Source organism: Proteus sp. G2673, from assembly GCF_009915125.1.
Classification (GTDB): domain Bacteria; phylum Pseudomonadota; class Gammaproteobacteria; order Enterobacterales; family Enterobacteriaceae; genus Proteus; species Proteus penneri.
The window spans coordinates 297,737-320,225 of sequence record NZ_JAABLT010000022.1 but is presented as its reverse complement, the minus strand read 5'-3'; the positions used below and the strand labels follow the sequence as shown (position 1 = coordinate 320,225).

General features: G+C 40.3%; 18 protein-coding genes. 3 read left to right on the top strand and 15 right to left on the bottom strand.

The annotated features are described in order from the left end of the window. Positions 1 to 109: 109 nt before the first annotated feature. Positions 110 to 1,564: a catalase gene (locus GWI59_RS13855; RefSeq protein ID WP_109399905.1), complete on the top strand. Its 1,455-nt coding sequence runs from the start codon at positions 110 to 112 to the stop codon at positions 1,562 to 1,564. Between the two features lie 85 nt (positions 1,565 to 1,649). Here GWI59_RS13855 and GWI59_RS13850 read toward each other — a convergent pair whose 3' ends face one another. From GWI59_RS13850 to menF, 7 genes are all read right to left on the bottom strand, one after another. Further along, positions 1,650 to 2,531, bottom strand: a complete 882-nt coding sequence (locus tag GWI59_RS13850; RefSeq protein ID WP_006533282.1) for an AbaSI family restriction endonuclease — start codon at positions 2,529 to 2,531, stop codon at positions 1,650 to 1,652. A gap of 62 nt (positions 2,532 to 2,593) precedes the next feature. Then, positions 2,594 to 4,033 carry an o-succinylbenzoate--CoA ligase gene (gene menE, locus GWI59_RS13845; RefSeq protein ID WP_161724931.1) on the bottom strand — a complete coding sequence of 480 codons (1,440 nt, stop codon included), beginning with the start codon at positions 4,031 to 4,033 and terminating at the stop codon, positions 2,594 to 2,596. Next, positions 4,021 to 4,992, bottom strand: coding sequence for an o-succinylbenzoate synthase (menC, locus tag GWI59_RS13840; RefSeq protein WP_109847255.1), 972 nt, complete (start codon positions 4,990 to 4,992; stop codon positions 4,021 to 4,023). Before menC ends, menE begins: the two co-directional genes overlap by 13 nt. Next, positions 4,992 to 5,849: a 1,4-dihydroxy-2-naphthoyl-CoA synthase gene (menB, locus tag GWI59_RS13835; protein ID WP_023581739.1), complete on the bottom strand. Its 858-nt coding sequence runs from the start codon at positions 5,847 to 5,849 to the stop codon at positions 4,992 to 4,994. Before menB ends, menC begins: the two co-directional genes overlap by 1 nt. A 12-nt stretch (positions 5,850 to 5,861) precedes the next feature. Then, positions 5,862 to 6,629, bottom strand: a complete 768-nt coding sequence (gene menH / locus GWI59_RS13830) for a 2-succinyl-6-hydroxy-2,4-cyclohexadiene-1-carboxylate synthase (protein WP_109847254.1) — start codon at positions 6,627 to 6,629, stop codon at positions 5,862 to 5,864. Then, a complete protein-coding gene (gene menD, locus GWI59_RS13825) occupies positions 6,604 to 8,298 on the bottom strand; it encodes a 2-succinyl-5-enolpyruvyl-6-hydroxy-3-cyclohexene-1-carboxylic-acid synthase (RefSeq protein ID WP_006533288.1) in 1,695 nt (564 codons plus the stop codon). The genes menH and menD overlap by 26 nt, the downstream gene beginning before the upstream one ends. Before the next feature lie 344 nt (positions 8,299 to 8,642). Beyond that, positions 8,643 to 9,974 (bottom strand): isochorismate synthase MenF, encoded by a 1,332-nt coding sequence (gene menF, locus GWI59_RS13820; RefSeq protein WP_161724928.1) that lies wholly within the window; start codon positions 9,972 to 9,974, stop codon positions 8,643 to 8,645. A gap of 211 nt (positions 9,975 to 10,185) precedes the next feature. On the opposite strand from menF, the gene GWI59_RS13815 reads away from it, so the two are divergent. Both GWI59_RS13815 and GWI59_RS13810 read left to right on the top strand, forming a co-directional pair. After that, the gene (locus tag GWI59_RS13815; RefSeq protein WP_109399899.1) at positions 10,186 to 11,400 is read left to right on the top strand and encodes an alpha-xenorhabdolysin family binary toxin subunit A; all 1,215 of its coding nucleotides are present in this window, start codon (positions 10,186 to 10,188) and stop codon (positions 11,398 to 11,400) included. A gap of 15 nt (positions 11,401 to 11,415) precedes the next feature. Further along, the gene (locus GWI59_RS13810; RefSeq protein ID WP_115065485.1) at positions 11,416 to 12,444 is read left to right on the top strand and encodes an alpha-xenorhabdolysin family binary toxin subunit B; all 1,029 of its coding nucleotides are present in this window, start codon (positions 11,416 to 11,418) and stop codon (positions 12,442 to 12,444) included. Between the two features lie 75 nt (positions 12,445 to 12,519). Here the strand turns inward: GWI59_RS13810 and nuoN are convergent, their stop codons facing one another. The 8 genes from nuoN to nuoG are packed head-to-tail and all read right to left on the bottom strand — an operon-like array spanning position 12,520 to position 22,488. After that, positions 12,520 to 13,989, bottom strand: a complete 1,470-nt coding sequence (gene nuoN / locus GWI59_RS13805) for an NADH-quinone oxidoreductase subunit NuoN (RefSeq protein ID WP_006533295.1) — start codon at positions 13,987 to 13,989, stop codon at positions 12,520 to 12,522. Positions 13,990 to 13,995: 6 nt separating this feature from the next. Continuing rightward, positions 13,996 to 15,525 (bottom strand): NADH-quinone oxidoreductase subunit M, encoded by a 1,530-nt coding sequence (gene nuoM, locus GWI59_RS13800; protein WP_115065486.1) that lies wholly within the window; start codon positions 15,523 to 15,525, stop codon positions 13,996 to 13,998. A 19-nt stretch (positions 15,526 to 15,544) separates the two neighbouring features. Continuing rightward, on the bottom strand, positions 15,545 to 17,380 hold the full coding sequence (gene nuoL, locus GWI59_RS13795; protein WP_161724925.1) for an NADH-quinone oxidoreductase subunit L: 1,836 nt from the start codon (positions 17,378 to 17,380) through the stop codon (positions 15,545 to 15,547). Beyond that, positions 17,377 to 17,679 carry an NADH-quinone oxidoreductase subunit NuoK gene (gene nuoK / locus GWI59_RS13790; RefSeq protein ID WP_023581731.1) on the bottom strand — a complete coding sequence of 101 codons (303 nt, stop codon included), beginning with the start codon at positions 17,677 to 17,679 and terminating at the stop codon, positions 17,377 to 17,379. Before nuoK ends, nuoL begins: the two co-directional genes overlap by 4 nt. Further along, entirely contained in the window at positions 17,676 to 18,209 is a 534-nt protein-coding gene (gene nuoJ / locus GWI59_RS13785) for an NADH-quinone oxidoreductase subunit J (RefSeq protein ID WP_072063175.1), read from the bottom strand. Before nuoJ ends, nuoK begins: the two co-directional genes overlap by 4 nt. 12 nt (positions 18,210 to 18,221) lie before the next feature. Next, positions 18,222 to 18,764, bottom strand: coding sequence for an NADH-quinone oxidoreductase subunit NuoI (gene nuoI / locus GWI59_RS13780; RefSeq protein WP_006533299.1), 543 nt, complete (start codon positions 18,762 to 18,764; stop codon positions 18,222 to 18,224). 14 nt (positions 18,765 to 18,778) lie between these two features. After that, entirely contained in the window at positions 18,779 to 19,756 is a 978-nt protein-coding gene (nuoH, locus tag GWI59_RS13775; RefSeq protein WP_006533300.1) for an NADH-quinone oxidoreductase subunit NuoH, read from the bottom strand. Further along, entirely contained in the window at positions 19,756 to 22,488 is a 2,733-nt protein-coding gene (gene nuoG / locus GWI59_RS13770; protein WP_161671480.1) for an NADH-quinone oxidoreductase subunit NuoG, read from the bottom strand. The genes nuoH and nuoG overlap by 1 nt, the downstream gene beginning before the upstream one ends. Position 22,489 lies beyond the last annotated feature (1 nt).

Genomic DNA, 22,489 nt, shown 5'->3' with positions numbered 1-22,489 from the left:
GGAAATACAGTCAATATTAACCATAATAAGTATAAGGCTGATCGCTTCGTTTTATTCACACGTGCTGTTTTTTTAGAACGTTTACTATTTCATAAACTGGAGATATGTGATGGAAAAGAAAAAGCTAACAACGGCGTCAGGCGCACCTGTCGTAGACAATAATAACTCGATGACAGCAGGCCCTCGTGGTCCGATGTTACTTCAAGATGTCTGGTTTTTAGAAAAACTAGCTCACTTTGATCGTGAAGTTATCCCAGAAAGACGTATGCACGCAAAAGGCTCTGGTGCTTTTGGTACATTTAAAGTCACTCACGATATTACAAAATATACTCGTGCTAAAATTTTCTCTAAAGTGGGTAAAAAAACAGAAATGTTTGCCCGCTTCTCAACAGTGGCTGGTGAAAGAGGTGCCGCAGACGCTGAACGTGATATTCGTGGTTTTGCGTTAAAATTTTATACTGAAGAAGGTAACTGGGATATGGTGGGTAACAACACCCCTGTTTTCTACCTTCGTGATGCGCTGAAATTTCCAGACTTAAACCACATTGTAAAACGTGATCCTAAAACTAACCTACGCAATATGGCATACAAATGGGATTTCTTTTCTCATTTACCAGAATCATTACACCAATTAACCATTGATATGAGCGACCGCGGTTTACCACAAAGCTATCGTTTTATTCACGGTTTTGGTAGCCATACTTATAGCTTTATTAATAAAGATAATGAGCGTTTCTGGGTTAAATTTCACTTCCGTTGCCAGCAAGGCATTAAAAATCTGATGGATGATGAAGCTGAAGCACTGGTAGGTAAAGATAGAGAAAGCTCACAACGTGATTTATTTGATGCGATTGAACGTGGTGATTTCCCTCGCTGGAATTTACAAATCCAAGTAATGCCAGAAAAAGAAGCGTCAAAAGTCCCTTATAATCCTTTTGATTTAACTAAAGTTTGGCCTCATGCTGATTACCCATTAATCGATGTAGGCTATTTCGAGTTAAATCGTAACCCTGAAAACTATTTCTCTGATGTAGAGCAAGCGGCATTTAGCCCCGCTAACATTGTTCCGGGTATTGGTTTCTCCCCAGATAAGATGCTACAAGGTCGTCTATTCTCTTACGGTGACGCACATCGTTATCGTTTAGGTGTTAACCATCATCAGATCCCAGTTAATGCACCAAAATGTCCGTTCCATAATTACCATCGTGATGGTGCAATGCGTGTTGATGGTAATAGTGGTAGCGGTATTACTTACGAGCCAAATAGCGGCGGTATGTTCCAAGAACAGCCTAACTTTAAAGAGCCACCATTATCAATTGAAGGTGCGGCAGATCACTGGAACCATCGCGAAGATGAAGACTACTTCAGTCAACCTCGTGCGCTGTATGAATTACTGAGTGATGAAGAGCATCAACGCATGTTTGCTCGTATTGCAGGCGAATTAGTGCAGGCAAGTAAAGATACACAAAAACGTCAAATTGCCCTATTTAAGAAAGTCCATCCTGAATATGGCGCAGGCGTTGAAAAAGCAATAAAAGCGTTAGCAAAAAAAGACGCTAAATAACGGTATAATAAAAAGCCTTGTGAGCAACTCGGCACTCATGCCCCTAGTTAAAAGCTAGGGGCATATTTTTATATTAAAGAAATAGTCAATTATATGAATTAAAGACTTTTACTTTAGTATTGATTCGCTTAAAAATATTTTTTCCTTCTACGGATTTATTCTTATCTATCTGAAAAACCCCTAGAAACCGATATAATACTCGGTTAAGTTCATCTCGAGAATGAGCCATAACAATACGATAATCCCAATCCTCGATATAATTGTTATCAACTTCGAGACTCTCCTCCGTGATCCACTCACCATCAGGAGAAAGCTCATTATTCCAAACACCCGCATTATAAAGGCGAGGAAACCACACCATTATACGACCAGATAAACCAATCTCTCTTACAATATTTTCAGGTAATTTCCAACTACCAGACTGATGATGTCCTTTATTAATATAACCAAAGCATTCTAAAGCATCACGATGGTAGCGAAAAATAGCATGTGGCCCTACTTCAATAAAGCCTGCATCTATATGGCGTTTGGCTGTATATTGTGCGCTATAATCCCAAGGTATAAACTTCTTTTGTGCCTTTTGCTTTTCTTTAGTGTCTATAAGTAACTTAACAAATTCATCTATACTGGTATTTAACTGCTCTATAGTAACATTGCTAGCAGGGATCCGTTTTTCGATAAAACCAGTAGCTTCAATAATATCAAGTCGCCTCTTTGCATCCTTTTTTTTAGCCTCATCGCTATCGTGATGCTCTTCATCTATTTCCAAATACAGAGCAAGTTGCGGAAAAAATAAATCAGCAAGATATATTTTATCTGGAGAATTTGCTTTTCGAATGCACTGCTGACAAACAAATTCAATTTCGGGGTCGTCTAATTTATGAAAGATACGATTGATAACATAATGTTCCCATCGTTTTTTAGTTATCTTTGAAAGGGAACGTAAAATATAATCTGTTTTACTCATAAGAACATCACATCAATTATCATAATAAAGTGAAATAAGCGTTCAATATTTAATAATAACAATTATATATCCTTAATAAGCATTTGCCCTTTCACCCATTCTTGCACTTGTTTACGGGAAATTTTAATTCCACCATTTTTAAGGTTTTCAGGGAGTTGTAAACAAGCAACGGGTCGTTGAAATCCAGCTAAACGCGAATGATACCACTGCGGTAACTGATTGATTATTTCAATATCACTATCGACAACTGCGACTGGACGTTGCCCAAATTCTGCATCATCAATAGGAACAACAAAAGATTGGCTTACACTAGGGTGTGTATTGAGTATTTTCTCAATATCTTCTGGCTGAATACCCTCACCCGCACTAAAAAACAGATTATCTAATCGCCCTAAAACACACCATTCACCGGCGATAAAACCACCTTTATCTCGTGTTGAATACCATCCATCAGCTGTAAGTGATAACGGTTTTAATTTACCATCAAACCAATAACCTAAAGCAACGCTATCAGACATTATCTGGAGTTCATCATCCACTAACCTAACTTCTTTGCCTTGTAGTGGAAGTCCTACTCCTGCTTTACCATCTGCACGTTTCGCACAAACCGTCGATGCCATTTCTGTCATGCCATAACCACACCAGCATTGAATTCCCCAATGTTCTGCTGCTTGCGTTAGCTCAATAGGGATCATGGCTCCCCCTAATAAAACAGATTTTAAAGTAATAGATTGTTGATTATCTTGCTGCACTCTATTTTGTAAGAAACGCCATAGTTGTGTGGGCACTAAAGAAGCATGAGTACAACCCTGCAACGCATCCACAAATGGGTGCATTTCACGCACCACCAGCGTTGCTCCACGTAATAACCAGCGCCAAAGTATACCTTGCCCTGAAACATGAAATAGAGGCAAAGAAAGTAACCAGCTATCACCTTTTTCCAAAGGCATTAATGACAAAACACCCATTGCGCTGCGAAGATGAGCATCAAAGGTATGTACCGCAGCTTTGGGTAAACCTGATGAGCCTGATGTCAAAATAAGTGTTGCCATACGAGATGGCTTCCATAGAACATCATTTACTGTTTGAGTTTTATATTGACGTGACCTGTTACTTAGCTCAATACCACTAAAATCAAGCAATGTCGCCTTCAAATCTAGCGGTGAATCACTCAAATCAGCATAAAAATCAATACATAAGTTAGGCAACAATTCATCAAGTAAAGATTTTGGAAGCTGTGGATTTAAAGGTAAAACCTTAGCACCACATTGAAAAACAGCCAGTAAGGCAAAAATAAGATTGAGGTGATTTTTTCCACGCAACAGCACAGTGCTTTGTGTATTAACACCTTGTTCCATAAAATGGCTAGCTAACTGATTAATATGACAGCTTAATTGTTGCCATGTAATAGGCGAATTGCCTGAAATGATGGCCGTTTCATTTGGGCTAAATTGTGCCCAGTGATGCCACGGCCATTGTTTAAATTGAACTACTGTTGCCATACAGTCTCTAGCTGTTCAAGAGAAATAAGCGGAATATCCACATCTGGCCAAGGACGAATAAGCTGTTGCTTAATTAGATCAACGGTATCCAGTCCTGGAATGCTATTAGGCGTTAACCATTGTGCAATTCTTGCTAATTGAGTCAGCCCGAAGCTACTCTCAATGCTTGAACTAATAATAGCATCAAGCCCTAAAGCATGTGCTTGCTCAACTAAAGAGCGACAACGTTCAAGGCTTCCCACCAGTGTAGGTTTTATCACAATAGTAGTGACACCGGGTTGTGGTTTTACTTCAAACCCGTCATCTCGTACTGTTTCATCCCAAGCAATATTAATTCCTGTTGCTTGAGAAAAAGCCAGTGACTCTTCTGGTGTTTTGCATGGCTCTTCTAAGAATGCGATGCGATCACGCCATTGCGGATTAACATACTTCGCAAAACCTTCTGCTTTGGCTGGTGTCCAGCTTCGATTGGCATCGAGTCTGAGTTTTAAGTCAGGAATAGCTTCTAATAACAGATTAACGACGATCCCATCACGCACAGCTTCATATAAGCCCACTTTGATTTTAGCGACTTTTTCACCTTCCATATCATTAAGGCTTAAAATCAAATCATCAGGATCGCCATTACATAAAGGTGCAGCACGATAATTTGCGTCTTGTGGCAACGTATCATTAAGCTCTGCTAATGCACAGCTAATACCAAAAGCCACGCTTGGCAGTTCACTGTGCTCTGGGTTTTCACCCGCACACCAAGCTGTTAACCAAGATTGTGCAGCTTCTTGTGCTTGCTCTAAAGTTTCACGGCTAAACTCAGGAAGAGGTGAAATTTCACCCCATCCTTGTTTGCCATTTTGCTCTAAACAGACAAGAAAACCATCACGCGTTTTTAGCCTTTGATAGCGCAGAACAACGCCTGCATCTACAGGTAGGCTGAATGAATAGAGTTTGGCGTTTCTCATTATGGGTTACGTTTAAATCGAGTGAAATCAGGTTGACGTTTTTCATTAAAGGCGTTGCGGCCTTCTTGACCTTCATCAGTCATATAGAACAGCATAGTTGCATTACCCGCTAATTCTTGCAGGCCTGCTTGACCATCACAATCCGCATTTAATGCTGCTTTCAAGCAACGTAATGCCATTGGGCTGTTTTCCAGCATTTCACGACACCAACGAACGGTTTCTTTTTCAAGATCTGCATAAGGAACAACGGTATTAACCAAGCCCATCTCTAATGCTTCTTTCGCATCATATTGACGACATAAGAACCAGATTTCGCGTGCTTTCTTTTGGCCAACAATACGCGCCATATAAGATGCACCCCAACCACCATCGAAAGAACCCACTTTAGGGCCAGTTTGACCAAAAATAGCGTTTTCAGCAGCGATAGTTAAGTCACACATCATATGAAGCACATGACCCCCACCGATAGAATAACCGGCGACCATGGCCACAACAGGCTTCGGACAAGTACGGATTTGGCGTTGGAAATCCAACACATTTAGATGATGTGTACCGCTCTCATCACGATATCCGCCGTAGTCTCCACGAATTTTTTGGTCACCACCAGCGCAGAATGCTTTTTCACCCGCTCCAGTTAAAATGATAGTACCAATGGTGTCATCGTAACGTGCATCAGCTAATGCTTGGATCATCTCTTTCACTGTCAAAGGACGGAAAGCATTACGCACTTGCGGGCGGTTAATCGTAATTTTTGCAATGCCATCGACTGATTTATGATAGAGGATATCTTCAAAACCTTCAGAGCAATCCTGCCATTCAATCGGTGCATATAATTTTTCTTCGCTCGGGTAAAGCATAATTAGGTTCCTTTAACCAAAGAGGGATAAAACATGATTTATCACCGCAGCATAAGCCGCTGGCTGTGCCTGATGCGCATTATGGCCAGCATGCGGGATAGTCGTTAATGGCAGCGAATACCGCTGCGCAATAGATTGAAATTTATTATCTTTTTCACCACAAAGCCAAATAAACGGCAATGTGAGTTGCTGTAATTTAGTCACCAACCACGGTTGATAGCCCAAAGAAAGTGTCTCAAGGCTTTCAGCAATGCACGCCCCGCTATTATGGCGACGCTTCTCAATCAGTAATTGACGTTTTTCATCACTTAAATCAGCAAATACGGGTTGTTGATACCATTGTGTTAATACATCACTAATAGGTTCATTACGAAAACACTCAGCCCAACGTTTATCATGTGCAATGCGACTTTGTCTTTCTATTGCATCATTTAAACCTGGGTTGCCACCTTCTACAATCAATCCCATTAATCCTGTAGTATCACCAAAACATGCATGATACATCGAGATCCGGCCACCTAACGAGTAACCAATTAACCAATAGTGATCAATACCTTGCTCTTTTAGAGTGTCTGTTAGCAATGTACTCACTTCAACAAAATCTTTCGCGCTGATAGATGCAGAACCTCCATGACGAGGCAAATCAATCACAAGTGATGGATATTCATGGCAAGCCTGAATGACAGGCTCCCATTCACAACCTTCACCTAATAGCCCATGCAACCAAACTAACCAAGGCCCTTCATTATGGGTATTATATCGCTGACATGCTAAAGTCATGAGATGTTACCTGTTTTACCAACTGATTTAATGTTTTTGCGCCATCAGTATCATCAACAATTAATTCAATTAATGTCGTTATTGGCGCCCCTGTCCAGCATTCCTGAACAGTCGTTAACAGTGCATCCCAACTTGTTGGTGATACATAATGCAAACCAAACATTGCGGCCGCGTGTTTGAAATTTAGTGAATGAGGCATACAGTAAAAGCGTTCTCGCTCTGTCTCTGGCGTGGGTAACATAGAAAATATTTGCCCACCGTTATTATTCACTACGATAATAACATTAGGTGCATAAACTTGTTGATGTAACGCTAAACTATTTAGGTCATACAGTGCCGATAAATCACCCAAAATTGTTAATGTTGGCTTTTCTGTCGCACGGTGAACACCTGCAGATGTTGAAATTAAGCCATCAATACCACTTGCTCCTCGATTGCTCATCACAGGATACCCTTGTGGTAACTGAGCAAATGCATCGATTAATCGTACTATCAGACTATTGCCAACAAATAATTGCCCATCATTAGGAAGTAATTTATCTAATTGGTGAGCAACCAGTGCTTCACCAAAATAATCGGTTATTTCACTGACTTTTTGATAGGTTTGTTTGGCTATATGAGCTAATGCATCAGTCCACGGTGAATTATCAACCGCAGGATGTGCCATTAACCACTGCATAGGTGATAATGTAAATTTCTCACCTCGATGATGACCGGGATCTAAGCGTCCCGGAATAGGGTCAACAATCCAATAAGCGTTAGGAGAACATCCCACTTGCCATTGCAATAAACGTTTACCTGTTAAGCTTGAACCAAATTGAATAACGATTTCAGCTTGATTTAATTCTGATGTTATTTGAGGGTTATTCAACCATAAATCGGCACAAGGTAGTGGTTGCCCTGTTTGGGATAATACATCACCTAATAAAGGCCAACCTAATTGTGATGCCCATTTTGCGACTGCAACACCTTCTTCTGGGCTAATACGCCCTGCGATCACAACACCTTTTTTCTGGCGTAACTCATTCCATTGCGGATGTGTTGAAACTGCGTTAAAACGAGTTTCTTGTAGCCACGGTTTATCACTTTGCCACCAATCTCCTAAAACATCAGTCCATGGTGTCGATGTTTCAACATCATCACCATATAAAGGTTCTGCAAAAGGACAATTAACGTGTAATGCACCATGTACCAACGTATTCATGGCATTATCAAGGGTAGAAACTAACCAACTCGCGGAAATATCTGCTGTTGGTCTTGGTAAAGAGAGGGTTTGTGAAGGATGCGTTGCAAAAATACCTTGCTGTCGAATCGCTTGGTTTGCACCACAATCAATTAATTCAGGCGGCCTATCTGCGGTTAAAAAGATAACACGTTCACCCGTTAATCCCGCTTCAATCAAGGCTGGGTATAAATTCGCAACGGCTGTCCCCGAAGTTACAATCACCGCAACGGGTTCTTTGGTTGCTTTTGCCAACCCCAAGGCTAAATGACCAAGCCCACGTTCATCAAAATGTGTATGGCAAACTAATTTTTGATTGGCAGCCGCCGCTAGTGTTAAAGGGGTCGAACGAGATCCGGGGGCAATACAGATATGGCGCAAGCCATGACGAGTCAAAGTTTCGAGTATAACTTTAGCCCATTGGCGATTAAACGAACTATTAGACATTGATCATCCCAACAACGAAAACCTGCAATTGCTATTATAATATCTGTTACTAAATACTTTTCCTTAGCCTAGTTCAATGAACAGAAGTTTTCGTTAAATAAATCGTTAAAAAAACACTCAAAAAGTGCATTATTTAGGCTAATTATCCACTCTATTTTCAATGAGCTCTTTTTTATCGTTAAGAATAGGAATAAATAGCGTTAGTGTTCTAAAGGATAGCATCAATTAATTAACAATTAGCACTGGTTATTTAAAGAGTAGTACTAAATAACTGACATAAAAAACTACTCATCAAATTTTGATGATTACACTAATATTATTTAAACTGAGATTATCTGTAAGAATTAACTCTCTTTTTCCAACAATGTTCGTAGACCTGCTGCTTTATTTTCTATTTCAGTCCACTCTTGCTGAGGATCAGATCCTGCAACAACACCTGCACCAGCGTATAAAGTTAAAGCATCATCATGCAATTCACCACAACGTAAACTTACTGCAAATTCGGCATGAGGAAGCGATAAATACCCCGCAGAACCTGCATACCAACGACGCTCAAAAGGTTCATGTTGACGAATAAAAGCACGTGCGACACTTCTTGGTAATCCACATACAGCAGCCGTTGGCTGCAATCGTTTTAAGCAATCGATATCATCAGAGTAAATTAACTTACCATGTATATAGCGACGAAGATGCTGCACTTTACGCAATCGGATAACATCTGCGGGTGAAACATCGATACCTTCTACACCGCCTTGTAATCGCTGACAAATATCATCGACCACAACGAGATTTTCATGCTGATTCTTTTTATCATTCATCAGCCAATCTGCAAATTGAGTGGCTTGCTGTTCGTTGTCAGAACTCGCCACAGTCCCCGCCAACGCCTCAGTGTAAAGCATCAACTCATCACGTTTATATAATCTTTCTGGTGTTGACCCCATAAATGCATCTGAAGATGAAAACGCCAGCATATAGTGATAACAATGATGATTAACATCACGACTGGCTTTCATAAACTGGATCGCTTTAAGCGGGTTATCCAATGTTAAACAAGTTGCTCTAGCAGGGACAACTTTTTCAAATAAACCTTGGTTAATCTCATCTAAGGCAATATTGAGATAGTGAGTCCACTGCTCTTGCGTTAAAGAGTGATTAACATGAGTGACAGAAACAGAAAGCGGTTCAATCTCTTCGGCTTGGTTTAATGTTTGCAGAAAATCTAATGTATTTTGCTTATCATCTTCATCCAACATATTTAGATGAACAGAAAGTTGTTGCTGGTGGCGTCTGATCTCAATGCGAGGTAAAAAAAGGTAAGCATCATCGCCTTTTATTTTGTCAATGCGACCAGGAATAATGGTATCCCACGCATTTAAGCCCCAAATACGCACCTCATCAATATTTATATCAGACTGATGAGTTGCTAAAAATTGGCGAGCATCTTCAATATGATTGAAGCAACATAATTGCCCACATGCTGCCACTTCTTCACTCTCATCGCGGTGCTGCCAGTAAAATTGTGGATAATATACCTGAGCCGCAAGCCATGAGAGCAATGAAAATGAGACCTCTGATGGCAAGGTGACTTTCAAATGTAAAAGATTACCTTGTGCTGTCAGATTTATATTTTTCACTTTTTCGTACAGTGTCGAAAACACAGGATTAATCTTTTCCACTACCAATACCCACAACAAAATTAAAAAGGTGATTATACGTCTCTATACAAATTATCAAAGGGCTGATTAATTATAACCTTTGTCATTTATCAAAGTTTTGTATTTTTTATGTTACAAAGTAGAAGCATTAACTCGCACTTCTGAAATAACCAACAAATCGTCATTAGATAAAGTGGTAAAGATAAAAATTTTTATACATAAGTGAGGTTATATGGATACAACCGCCTTTGAACATATCGATAAGATCATTGAGACGTCCGATATTCCTAAGGTTGCTTTGGGGTTAATATTAGGTGTAGATATTGAAGATGGACGACTACCTGGTATTGTTACTTCTCATGATTTAATAAAAATAAAGTCTTATATTAATAAAGCACTTTCGCTTCCTTACAAAATAGATGATGTCATCAAATTCATTCATTATAGTGAAATAGATGAATCACAACTCTCACCTGATAATATTCTCTCTCTTTTTATCAAAATACGAGAACACGCTTTTGATTGGAATAAAATAGAATATAGTATTAAGCAACAAGCAATTGATTTAGAAATAATGGGTAGAGAAATCACTTCTACAGGTGAAAATATCATTGCATTTATCAATCAAATGCCTTTATTAACAAAAATATCCTCTGTTATAGAAGATCTTTCTGAACAAGAGTTAAAAAGTATCCAATATAAATCTCAAGATAAAGAAGTCGCAACACAACTTATTCATATTTTAGAAAGTATGAAAGAAGATATTGAGAATGAACGAAATAAAACCATTAAAATAAAAGATAGCTTATCGACATTTAGAAGTAAAATAATAGGTGGAAAAGACAGTCAAAATGTCGCTCACCCTTCTATCTATCATGAAATTCTGAATAAAAAACGATTTATTAATGAGTTTTATACTGAGAATAACAATTCTCTTATAGAAGAACGAGATTTATTGATTGAGGAAATTTCACAATTAAAAGATGAATATAAACACTATGTTGGCCTTGCTTTTACGGGACTCGCCGTAGGTATTATTGGTGTCATTATTACAGGAGGAATATTTGGTGCAAAAGCCGAAGTCATTCGTAAAAAGAAAAATGAGCTCATTGAAAAAGTAAAAACAATCAATATAAAGATCGATGTCTACGCTGGTTTGTCTTTGCATTTAAATACACTTTATATTGAATTATCAGAAATCGAACAATTTATTGAAGATACAAATATGGCTTTAGAGCATATTGAGTATGTATGGCAGGCGATATTAACAGAGATAGAAGCTTCAATAACTAACTTTAATAAAATTAACAATGCGTTAGAGTTGATAAAATTTAGTATTTATCTTGAGAAAATCATCACACCTTGGTACATGGTTATTGGTTACTCAAAGGAGATCTTGCTCTCTTTTGATAATGCGCTTTCTACGTTTTATTCATCAAATAGCTAACAAAAGGATATTGTTATGAACAATCATGAAAATCCCATTAAATTAAATCACCTCTTTGAACATAGTAAATTATTTCATGCATACAGAAATATTTTTTATTTAAGTAGTAGTAAAGGCTATATGGATAGTACACTAGAAGAAGAAACAACACAGCTTTTAGAAAGAAACAATAAGAGCATTGAAAATATTATTTACTTTTCTCTCAATATAAAAAATAGACTAAGACAAATTTTATTTAATGATATCTTAGAAACGGTTAACGAAATTGATAGAGAAATACAGGCCGGAAAAATTAACAATGAATTAAAGAATAAATTAAAAGAAGAAAAAAATGAAATATTAAAAATATTTTTTGATGAAATAGATGAAACAATAAATTCTATTAATCAACACAACCAGTATCTTTTATTTGAAATTAATGAATTAAAAAACAAATTTATCACAACTAAAATAACCCCTTTCATTCATGACAAAGAAAATAATATAAAAAAACTTACAAGTGAAATTATCAATTTAGAACATCAATCAGAGGAAACTAAAAAAGAACTTGATATTATACGTGATAGCGAAGATATTTTACATAAAAAAAATTTTTTCGACCTTTTTAAAAATTCGATACCTCAACTATCAGAAATTAATAATCTCAATATTGAAAAGCAAGAAAAAAATATTTTATCTTCCCTAGTAAAAATATTAAACAATTTGTTTTCTACATTAGATTATGGCTTTTCTTATACCAAAATAGTCGAAACTCGACATCAGCTTACTACACTTTATTTGGCACAAATAAAAAAAATTCATCAGTTAAAAAAAGAACAGCAAAATACACTTTTAAATTTAAAACATCATTACAAACTCGTTGATATTGATTATTTTCTTCATATCTTGATTAAACAGTTAGAGTTTTTATCTGAATATTGGAAAGAAATTATTTTGCAAATACACACACTAAAAAATAATAATTTATTAAATAAAGATATTATTATTCCTATATTTTCATTCTTAGATAGTTTTTCTTTATATTATGAAGAGGTTGAAAAATAAAAAACATTAATAATAACGAAAAAAAAACGGCTCTATAAAAGAGCCGCTCTTAGTTTGAATATCTAACTATTACGATTAATTTGCTACTGGTGCAATAATCGCGAAATTCGTTAGTTCAATTAATGGTTGTGGCCATACACCTAAAGCAATCACAACAATAACGCAGATTAATGCAACAAATGTCGCCATATTTTGTGATGTGGTTGCAACCACCGGTGTATTGTCATTGTCTGGTTTACGTAAGAAGACAATCGCGGCTGCACGTAGGTAGTAGAATAAACCTATCGCACTACCTAACACGACCATACCTGTTAGCCACCATAAGCTTGAGTTAATACCTGCAATAATGACATAAAGTTTACCAATAAAACCTAATGTAATTGGTACACCTGCCAGCGATAACATCATGAGTGACATCACCACAGCAACGACAGGACGGCGCCAGAATAATCCACGGTAATCTTCTAGTGAATCCATTTCGCTTTCGCGATAAGGACTTGAAGCTACTGCAATAGCACCAAACGCCCCTAAGCTTGCAAACAAGTAACCAGCTAAATAAATTTCAGCCGTTTCTTGCGCCAGCACAGGACTGTATTGCAATACAATTAATGCCACTAGCAGATAACCAAGGTGCGATACTGAAGAGTAACCCAGTAAACGCTTCACGCTCTTTTGCGTTAACGCCATAATGTTACCAAACAAGATAGAGGCAATTGCCATGAAACCTAAGATCATTCGTAAGGTTTCACTATCCGCAGCGGGTGCTTCAAGGAATAAACGCATCACAACTGCAAAAATACCAATCTTACTTGCAGTGGCTAAGAATGCCCCCGTTGGTGCTGGCGCACCTTGGTAAACATCAGGTGTCCACAGTTGGAATGGGAATAAAGATAATTTAAATCCAATTCCCACCAACATCATCCCTAAACCTGCAAGTACTAATGGTTTATGGATATTGCTATCACTTAAACTTTGTCCCATCGCAGTAAAGGAGAGATCCCCTGCTTCTGCATAGAGCAGTGCCATACCAAACAGTAAGAAAGAAGATGCTGCTGCCGAAAGCAGCATATATTTAATACCCGCTTCCAGTGATGGACGTTGTTGGAATGCATAACCGATAAGACCAAACAGCGGTAATGTCAGTAATTCAATACCAATAAACATCGATGCGAAGTGGTGGGCTGAAGAGAGTAAAATCCCTCCAATCACCGCAATCGCAATCAGCATGTAAAACTCTTCTTTGTTATCTTGATAGCCTTCTAACCAAGGATAAGCAAAAGCGATAGTACCAATACCCGAAAGAATAACTAGTGCAGTAAAGAAACTAGAGTATCCATCAACATGGTAAAGCGTGGTAACGTCCACTACACCTAATGCATTAACGTAATAGAGTGATCCCAGCGCAATGATGAAACCTGTTGCTGTCAAAGTGGCAATAGTGAAATGATCGCGTCGCCACGCAATGGACAGCATCACAACCACCACCGTCAATCCGACGATTAATAGCGGTAGCATTGCGATCAATTGTTCAGGAGTTATTGTCATGGCGAATTACGGCCTTACTGTTGAAATAGAAGCGGAATACCAAGTCTGGAGATTTTCCATCGCTGATGCCGAGGTGTCTAATACAGGTTGTGGGAAGAAGCCCAGAATAACCAGTAAAACGACCAAGGTGATCAGGATAAAGAATTCTCTCAGATCCAACCCTTTATAGGTTCTTTCAGCTGTTTTCGGTGAACCGTAGTAAGCCTGTTGCATCATCCATAGTGCATAAACAGATGCAAAGACTAAACCAAAGACCGAAATAATCGTGATCAGCTTAAAGTTGCCATAAGTACCAAATAGGATCATAAACTCACCGACGAAGTTACCTGTTCCTGGCATACCTAAAGAGGCAACCGCAAAGAACAGTGAAAACGCAGGTAAGAAACGGATGCTTTTCCACAATCCGCCCATTTGATTCATATCACGCGTACCTAAACGCTCATACAGCATGCCACACATGATAAACAGACCTGCTGCTGACAAACCATTGGTGATCATTTGAATAATCGCACCTTGATAAGCCAATACAGAGCCAGCATAAATCGCAATTACGATAAAGCCCATGTGAGAAATACTACTGTAAGCCGCAAGACGTTTGATATCTGTCTGACGAAATGCCAGTAATGCTGCATAAAATACGGTAATTAAACCTAACCACATCGCCACAGGTGCCAATAACGCTGACGCTTCTGGGAACAGTGGTAAGTTAAAACGCAATAAACCGTAAGCCGCTGTTTTTAACAAAATACCGGATAAGTCAACAGAACCCGCGGTTGGTGCTTCTGCATGCGCATCGGCTAACCAGCCATGAACAGGAACGATTGGCATTTTCACCGCAAATGCAGCGAAGAAACCTAGCATCAGGATAAATTGTAGCTCAGTACCTAATACGGTGTGTGCTTGTAATAAGGTATCATAGCTAAACGTCCAAATACCTGTTTCACGGTAGAAAGCAACCGCTAAACCGATAATGGCCAGCAACATTAACAGGCCACTTGCCTGTGTATAGATAAAGAATTTCGTTGCTGCACTGACGTGTGCTTTATCACTACTTCCTTTGTGTCCCCATAAAGAAATCAGGAAATACATTGGGATCAACATCATTTCCCAAAAGAAGAAGAATAAGAACAAGTCCGTTGCTAAAAATACCCCCATTACACCTGCTAAGATCCACAGCAGGTTAAAATGGAAAGCACCTTGTGATGGTTGGTTTTCACTCCACGAAGAGAGCACCGCTAAAATACCTAAAACTGCGGTCAAAACAGCCATCAGCAATGACATACCATCAAGTGCAAACTGGATATTGATCCCTAACGAAGGTATCCACGGCACAAAGAAATACTCTGTCCAGCGTGGCGCTCCATCAGCACTGAGTAGTTGATAATCGCCTTGCAACCAAAGTTGCACAGAAATAACGAGTGTTAATCCCATCGTCAGCAACGCAACCCAGCGAGGAACTTGCGAGCCGATTCGTTCAGCCTGCCAACTTAGCAGGCCACCGATGAAGGGAATAAGTATTAGCCAGGGTAATAACATGGCGCAATGTGTCCCTTAATTAAACCAGAAGCAGCAGAGCGATAACCAGCACTGCACCTAAACCGAGAGAAGCCGCATACCAGCGAGTTAATCCATTCTCACTGAAACTTAATCCTTTATTGGTACCTTTAAGCAGGCAACCGAATAAATTAAAGAATTGGTTAACAGGATCATTTTGGATAAGCCACGCCGCCCCTTTATAAGGTTTGACAAACAGCACTTCATACAGAGCATCGAATCCCCAAGCATGGAACCACCATGTTGAGAAGAAACGACCGGTACGAGTATTGGCAACCTTAGCAACACATTGACGCTGTTTCAGGTATAACCATGCTGCAATGGCAACGCCTACAATCGCTACCACACCAGAAAGAATTTCTAATACATACTTACCATCGTGCGATGCGTTTCCTTCAGGGAAAACAGCACCTAACGGTTGAGTGATTAACGCACCGATAAATGTTGATAACAGTGCTAATACCGCTAATGGGAAAGTATGAGTAACCCCTTTAACTTGGTGTGCTTCGGTTTTGGTTTCACCATGGAATACGATGAAAATCAAACGGAAGGTATAAAGAGACGTAAATAACGCACCAATTAACCCTGCTAGCATTAAGTTAAAATGCCCGTTTGAGTACGCACCCCATAAGATTTCATCTTTACTGAAGAACCCTGCTGTTAACAGTGGTAATGCCGCTAATGCGCCACCACCAATCAGGAAACAAGCATAAACAAATGGGATCTTCTTACGTAACCCGCCCATCTTAAAGATATTTTGTTCGTGGTGGCAGGCAATAATCACAGAGCCTGCGGATAAGAACAGTAACGCTTTAAAGAAAGCGTGGGTCATTAAGTGGAAAATTGCCGCATCCCATGCTTGAGCGCCTAAAGCCAAGAACATATAACCAATTTGGCTCATGGTTGAATAAGCAAGAATACGTTTAATATCTGTTTGTACTAAGGCAGCAAAACCCGCTAGCACTAATGTCACCGCACCGATAATACCGACTAATTCCAGTACTTCTGGTGCCATTAAGAATAGCGCGTTGCTACGTGCCACTAAGTACACACCCGCTGTAACCATAGTTGCTGCGTGAATTAATGCAGATACAGGTGTTGGGCCTGCCATTGCATCGGCTAACCAAGTTTGTAATGGAAGCTGTGCTGATTTACCTACCGCACCACCTAATACCATTAACATTGCCCAGTTAATAACACTTGAACCTACTGCTAATTGCTCAGGCGCAAGTACCGCCATTTCACGGAAGCTCAATGTACCTAATTGGTCAAACAGGATAAACATACCGATAGCTAGGAACACATCACCGATACGCGTTACGATAAACGCTTTCATCGCCGCTGCGCCATTAGCAGGATTGCTATAATAGAAACCAATTAACAGGTAGCTACATAGACCAACCCCTTCCCAACCCATATACATCAGCATCATGTTATCAGCCAGTACTAAGACAACCATACTGGCGATAAATAAGTTGGTATAAGCAAAGAAGCGAGAATACCCTTCTTCTCCACGCATATACCACGATGCATACATATGAATCAGGAAGCCAACACCGGTAATCACACCCAGCATGGTTAATGAAAGACCATCAAGAACCAGTGTGAATGGAATATTAAAATTCCCTGCTGACATCCAGTTCCATAAAGTCAGAACTTGAGTTTCTTGCCCATTGGCAAAGAAATCCATACCAACCCAAAGTGCAACTAAAGCCGATAAACCAACCGAACCTGTACCAATCCATGCTGATACGTTTTCAGACCAACGACCACGTGAGAAAGCGAGCAGTAAAAATCCCAGCAGTGGTAGCAGAATGGTTAAATAGAGTATATTCATCCGCGCATCTCACTGACTGTATCAATATTGATGTTTTGGCGATGTCTATGAAGCTGTAACAACAATGCCAGACCAATACTTGCCTCTGCCGCCGCCAAGCTGATTGCCAGAATATACATTATCTGACCATCTGTTTGACCCCAAAAGCTACCACCGACAACAAATGCCAGTGCAGCCGCATTAATCATAATTTCTAGTCCGATCAACATAAACAACAGGTTGCGGCGAAGTACTAAACAGGTAAAACCTAACACAAACAGTACCGCCGCCAAGATCAAACCATGTTGAAGAGGTATCATTTTTGCTCCCCTGCGTTTTCGTTTTCGACGAGATCGTCATGGCTCTGATCACGACCAATGTGATAAGCAACTATTAACCCCGACAATAAGAGAACAGATGCTAACTCAACAGCCAGAATATAAGGCCCAAATAAGCTAATACCGACCTCTTTCGCACCAATTATTTCTCCAGTAATTTCACCGTGAGTAACACTACTAATTGCATAAATAAGCACGACTAATAGCATTAGAGATAACAGTGCAGGCCCAATCCAAAACTTCGGTTGTAGCCACTTTCTCTCTTGGTCAACGACGGATTTACCTAAATTAAGCATCATCACCACGAAAACGAACAACACCATAATGGCGCCAGCGTAAACGATGATTTCTAATGCACCTGCGAAATAGGCGCCCAGCGAGAAGAAAACCACAGAGAGGGCAATCAATGAAATCACTAAGTACAACAATGCGTGTACTGGATTGGTATGAGTGATCACTCTCAATGTTGCAAGGATGGCAATCAGCCCCGCGATGTAAAATGCAAATTCCATGAATATCGCTCCTTACGGTAACAGGCTTTTGACATCGATAGGTTTAGCTTCATCATCTGCATCACCTTTGTCTTTGCCGTTAATCGCCATACCTGTTTTACGGTAAAAGTTATATTCAGGATATTTGCCGGGTCCAGAAATCAACAGATCGTCTTTTTCATAAACCAGATCCTGACGCTTAAACTCACCCATTTCAAAGTCAGGCGTCAATTGCAACGCCGTTGTTGGGCAAGCTTCTTCACATAAACCGCAGAAAATACAGCGAGAAAAGTTGATACGGAAAAATTCCGGATACCAACGACCATCTTCATGTTCTGCTTTCTGTAATGAAATACAGCCAACTGGACAAACTGCCGCACACAAGTTACAAGCAACACAGCGTTCTTCACCATCGGGATCACGCGTCAATACAATACGTCCACGGTAGCGTGGTGCAACGTTGACAGGTTCTTCCGGGTACATCTGTGTTTCACGTTTGGCGAAGGCGTGTAAGCCAATCATCCAAATGCTTCGTACCTGGGTGCCGAAACCAGTCAATAACTCTTTTAAAGTCATGGTTCAATCACCCCTTATTGAGCGTTGTAAAGTATCACTGCAGCAGTTACCAGCAGATTGATAAGAGTTAACGGTAAGCAAATTTTCCAACCAAAAGACATCACTTGGTCGTAACGCGGACGCGGTAACGAAGCACGAATAAGGATGAACATCATCATGAAGAATCCTGTTTTCAGTGCAAACCAAATGAATGACGGTAAGAAAGGACCTTGCCAACCACCAAAGAATAACGTCACGATAAGACCTGATACTGCAACGATCCCGATATATTCACCGACAAAGAACAAACCGAATTTCATACCGGAATATTCAATGTGATAACCATCAGCAAGCTCTTGTTCTGCTTCTGGTTGGTCAAATGGATGACGGTGACAAACAGCAACGCCAGCAATCGCAAACGTAATAAAGCCGAAGAATTGTGGAATGACATTCCACATATTCGCTTGTGAATTCACAATATCTGTCAAGTTAAAAGAGCCTGCTTGAGCAACAACCCCTAAGATTGAAAGTCCTAAGAACACCTCATAACTTACGGTTTGTGCTGATGCACGCATTGCACCTAACAATGAGTATTTATTGTTACTTGACCAACCCGCAAATAACACGGCATACACCGCGATACCCGCAACCATCAAGAAGAATAAAATACCGATATTTAAGTCAGCAACAACCCATGTTGAGCTAACAGGTACAATGGCAAATGACAGCAATAAAGATGAAAACGCAATTACTGGTGCTATGGTGAAGATAAAGCGGTCAGCAAATTTTGGGATCCAGTCCTCTTTAAAGAACATTTTGATCATATCCGCAATTAGCTGTGCTGAACCTGCATAACCTACACGATTAGGCCCATAACGGTTTTGAAATAACCCCAGTAAACGGCGTTCCCCCATACTCATAAAAGCACCACAGGTGACCACGACAAGCAAGATCACCACGGCTTTTAGAACAGTGAGTAAAATCTCTGTAACTTCAGGAGATAACCAGCTCATTATGCAATACCCCGCAGTTGACGAACCGATACACCCACCAGCGATGGAGAAATACCTGCCATACCTAACGGCAAGCCGATTTGACCTTGAGTTAGGTGAGCACTGATTTTCACAGGTAAGGTGAATTCACGACCTTCGTAAGTAAACATGGCTTGCTGCCCCTGAGTTAACGCTAATGCTTGTGCATCAGATTCGCTCAATGTTAAATAAGCCGTTTCCATACGAGATTGGATAACTTCTGCACGTTGTGATAATTCTTCACTACCAAATAAACGGTAGTAAGGTGCAACAGTCCATTGATTTTTCTGTGCATTAAATGGCGCAGGAATATCAGTAAAGTAGCCAAGTGTATTATCACCACATTCGATTAAGCGCACACCCGGATCGCCAAAGCGTAAGCTGCCACCCACTTCGGCTTGGAATTTATTCCATGCTTGAGGTGAGTTCCAACCCGGTGCCCATGCAAATGGAATTTGCTGACGAGGTGCGGTTGGGCTGTTATTACCTTCCATTGAGAACGCAAATGGTGTGTCGATATCTTTTGGTTGGCGCTGTTCATGAACAGACACATTCGCCAACATGGAAGTACGACCACTGTAACGATGGGGTTCACGCGCCAATTTTTGACCGCGAATGCGGAATGATGCATTCGGAGCGGCATCAACAATGCCAGCAAACTGAGGGAGACTGGTTGCACAATGCTCAATCACATTGTCTAACTGTGTCCAATCCAGCGTTCTTTCATGCCATTGTGAATCAACTGCACTTAACCAACGCCAGCTTTCATGCATTACCACTTCTTTGTTATAGAAAGAAGGTTCAAAAACTTGGAAATAACGCTGTGCTCTGCCCTCTTGGCTCACCATTGTCCCATCGCTTTCAGCGAATGAAGACGCGGGGAGAACTAGATGTGCTTTTGCCATAATGTCTGTTTGCTGGTGGTCGATAACAATAACGTTATCGACTTTAGCAATCGCATCATCAATAACATCGGCATCGTAATGGCGATATAAATCGTTTTCCATAACAACAACGGTGTCGGCTTGACCACTGCGCATGATTTTTAAAGCATCATCAAGTGGCTGAGCATTGATCATGGCTAGCCCCATGCTGTTTGCATCATCAGCAACGAAAGAAAGTCCCACTTCATTGCCTTTTGCTTTTAATGCAAACGCAATGTTGGCAGCAGCTTTAATAACGTCTTCACTACCTGCATGACTACCACTGATAATTAATGGTTTCTTCGCTTGAGAAAGTGCTTGAACAATCATCTCGATATGCTTATTCAGCGCGTCATCAATACCATCAACCGCAGGTGCTTCACCGTTAATGTTATTGGCAATTGCAAATCCTAAGCGTGCTTGATCAACAACTGGGGCGCGATAACTCCATGCAGCAACATCATCAAGACGGGTTTCATCAACATGAGTCACAAACAGCGGATATTTCGCACGTTGTCCGATATTCATAATCGCAGCAATTTGCCAGTCAGCGACTTTTTGAGCCGCAGCCATTTCACGCGCTTTACCTTTCACCGCTTGACGTACAGACAATGCCATACGAGCACCAGTTTGCGTTAAATCTTCACCTAACACTAAAACCGCATCGTAATCTTCAATTTCACGTAGAGATGGAGTATGAACGCCACCTTTTTGTAAAATCTCTAGCATTAATGTCAAACGTTTCTGCTCTGATGCAGAGATACCACTATAGAAGTTTTCAGCACCGACAACTTCACGTAATGCAAAGTTACTTTCAATGCTTGCACGAGGCGAACCAATACCCACGATACGCTGACTTTTCTTCAGCATATCCGCAGCGGCTTGAGTCGCTTGAACTGCACTAATTTCTAACCAGTTACTACCTAAACGTTTTTTAGGCTGACGAGGTCTGCTTGCTAAGTTCACATAGCCATAGCCAAAACGACCACGGTCACAGAGGAAATAGCGGTTTACAGTCCCGTTATAACGGTTTTCAATACGACGTAATTCACCATAGCGTTCACCCGGGCTTGTGTTACAGCCCATGCTACAACCTTGGCAAATACTTGGTGCAAACTGCATATCCCACTTACGGTTATAACGTGATGAGTGAGTTTTATCAGTAAATACACCCGTCGGACAAATTTCGACTAAGTTACCCGAGAATTCGCTCTCTAATGTGCCATCTTCAACACGTCCAAAGAAAACGTTGTTATGCGCACCAAAGACACCAAGATCAGTACCATCGGCATAGTCTTTGTAGTAACGAACACAGCGGTAACAAGCAATACAACGGTTCATTTCATGAGAAATAAACGGTCCCAGATCTTGATTTCTATGTGTACGCTTGGTAAAGCGATAGCGACGCATAGTGTGACCTGTCATTACCGTCATATCTTGAAGGTGGCAGTTACCCCCTTCTTCACAAACTGGACAGTCATGAGGATGGTTTGTCATATACCATTCAACAACGCTTTCGCGGAATTTCTTCGCTTCTTCGTCATCAATAGAAATAAACGTGCCATCAGTCGCTGGTGTCATACAAGACATCACTAAACGACCGCGGGTATCCTCAGCATTTTGATACTGCTTAACCGCACACTGGCGGCAAGCGCCAACGCTTCCCAGCGCTGGGTGCCAGCAAAAATAAGGAATATCTAAGCCTAAATTAAGACAGGCTTCTAACAGGTTATCAGCCCCGTTAACTTCATATTCTTTGCCGTCTACATGAATCGTAGCCATAGTCAGCATG